We start from the raw sequence: 2,819 nt of genomic DNA on the forward strand, positions 1-2,819 counted from the left end.
TCTTTCATAGTCTGCCGGCTGTGAGACGAGTCAGAAACCGTTGGTGTAGGCGAAGGACATGCGAAAGGTCCGGCGTAGAGGGTAAGACCCCCGTAGCTGAAACATCAACGGCTCGTTTGAGAGACACCCAAGTAGCACGGGGCCCGAGAAATCCCGTGTGAATCTGGCGGGACCACCCGCTAAGCCTAAATATTCCCTGGTGACCGATAGCGGATAGTACCGTGAGGGAATGGTGAAAAGTACCGCGGGAGCGGAGTGAAATAGTACCTGAAACCGTGTGCCTACAAGCCGTGGGAGCGTCGCTGGCAGCACTTGTGCTGTCAGTCGTGACTGCGTGCCTTTTGAAGAATGAGCCTGCGAGTTAGCGGTGTGTAGCGAGGTTAACCCGTGTGGGGAAGCCGTAGCGAAAGCGAGTCCGAACAGGGCGTTTGAGTTGCACGCTCTAGACCCGAAGCGGAGTGATCTAGCCATGGGCAGGTTGAAGCGGAGGTAAGACTTCGTGGAGGACCGAACCCACCAGGGTTGAAAACCTGGGGGATGACCTGTGGTTAGGGGTGAAAGGCCAATCAAACTCCGTGATAGCTGGTTCTCCCCGAAATGCATTTAGGTGCAGCGTCGTGTGTTTCTTGCCGGAGGTAGAGCACTGGATAGGCGATGGGCCCTACCGGGTTACTGACCTTAGCCAAACTCCGAATGCCGGTAAGTGAGAGCGCGGCAGTGAGACTGTGGGGGATAAGCTCCATGGTCGAGAGGGAAACAGCCCAGAGCATCGACTAAGGCCCCTAAGCGTACGCTAAGTGGGAAAGGATGTGGAGTCGCAGAGACAACCAGGAGGTTGGCTTAGAAGCAGCCACCCTTGAAAGAGTGCGTAATAGCTCACTGGTCAAGTGATTCCGCGCCGACAATGTAGCGGGGCTCAAGCGTACCGCCGAAGTCGTGTCATTCCAGCATGTACCCCCAACGGGGGCTGGGATGGGTAGGGGAGCGTCGTGTGCCGGGTGAAGCAGCCGCGGAAGCGAGTTGTGGACGGTTCACGAGTGAGAATGCAGGCATGAGTAGCGATACACACGTGAGAAACGTGTGCGCCGATTGACTAAGGGTTCCTGGGTCAAGCTGATCTGCCCAGGGTAAGTCGGGACCTAAGGCGAGGCCGACAGGCGTAGTCGATGGACAACCGGTTGATATTCCGGTACCCGCTTTGAAACGCCCAGTACTGAATCAGGCGATGCTAAGTCCGTGAAGCCGGCCCGATCTCTTCGGAGTTGAGGGTAGTGGTGGAGCCGATGAACCAGACTTGTAGTAGGTAAGCGATGGGGTGACGCAGGAAGGTAGTCCAACCCGGGCGGTGGTTGTCCCGGGGTAAGGGTGTAGCCCGTGTGGTAGGTAAATCCGTCGCACGTTAAGGGTGAGACCTGATGCCGAGCCGATTGTGGTGAAGTGGATGATCCTATGCTGTCGAGAAAAGCCTCTAGCGAGTTTCATGGCGGCCCGTACCCTAAACCGACTCAGGTGGTCAGGTAGAGAATACCGAGGCGTTCGGGTGAACTATGGTTAAGGAACTCGGCAAAATGCCCCCGTAACTTCGGGAGAAGGGGGGCCATCACTGGTGATCCGATTTACTCGGTGAGCTGGGGGTGGCCGCAGAGACCAGCGAGAAGCGACTGTTTACTAAAAACACAGGTCCGTGCGAAGCCGTAAGGCGATGTATACGGACTGACGCCTGCCCGGTGCTGGAACGTTAAGGGGACCGGTTAGCTGACTTTCGGGTTGGCGAAGCTGAGAACTTAAGCGCCAGTAAACGGCGGTGGTAACTATAACCATCCTAAGGTAGCGAAATTCCTTGTCGGGTAAGTTCCGACCTGCACGAATGGCGTAACGACTTCTCGACTGTCTCAACCATAGGCCCGGTGAAATTGCACTACGAGTAAAGATGCTCGTTTCGCGCAGCAGGACGGAAAGACCCCGGGACCTTTACTATAGTTTGATATTGGTGTTCGGTTCGGCTTGTGTAGGATAGGTGGGAGACTGTGAAGCGGCCACGCCAGTGGTTGTGGAGTCGTCGTTGAAATACCACTCTGGTCGTGCTGGATGTCTAACCTGGGTCCGTGATCCGGATCAGGGACAGTGTCTGATGGGTAGTTTAACTGGGGCGGTTGCCTCCTAAAGAGTAACGGAGGCGCCCAAAGGTTCCCTCAGCCTGGTTGGCAATCAGGTGTTGAGTGTAAGTGCACAAGGGAGCTTGACTGTGAGACCGACGGGTCGAGCAGGGACGAAAGTCGGGACTAGTGATCCGGCAGTGGCTTGTGGAAGCGCTGTCGCTCAACGGATAAAAGGTACCCCGGGGATAACAGGCTGATCTTCCCCAAGAGTCCATATCGACGGGATGGTTTGGCACCTCGATGTCGGCTCGTCGCATCCTGGGGCTGGAGTCGGTCCCAAGGGTTGGGCTGTTCGCCCATTAAAGCGGTACGCGAGCTGGGTTTAGAACGTCGTGAGACAGTTCGGTCCCTATCCGCTGTGCGCGTAGGAATATTGAGAAGGGCTGTCCCTAGTACGAGAGGACCGGGACGGACGAACCTCTGGTGTGCCAGTTGTCCTGCCAAGGGCATGGCTGGTTGGCTACGTTCGGAAAGGATAACCGCTGAAAGCATCTAAGCGGGAAGCCTGCTTCGAGATGAGTATTCCCACCCTCTTGAGGGGTTAAGGCTCCCAGTAGACGACTGGGTTGATAGGCCAGATGTGGAAGCCTGGTAACGGGTGGAGCTGACTGGTACTAATAGGCCGAGGGCTTGTCCTCAGTTGCTCGCGTCCACTGTGTT

Annotated in this window: 1 rRNA gene (cut by a window edge); it reads left to right on the plus strand. The window is 56.4% G+C overall.

Annotated features, from left to right (window positions below):
• Positions 1–2,796 (plus strand): 23S ribosomal RNA (locus AB0917_RS33615); it begins 182 nt to the left of the window's first position.
• Positions 2,797–2,819 lie beyond the last annotated feature (23 nt).

It is taken from the genome of Streptomyces sp. NPDC007346, assembly GCF_040703535.1.
Taxonomy (GTDB): domain Bacteria; phylum Actinomycetota; class Actinomycetes; order Streptomycetales; family Streptomycetaceae; genus Streptomyces.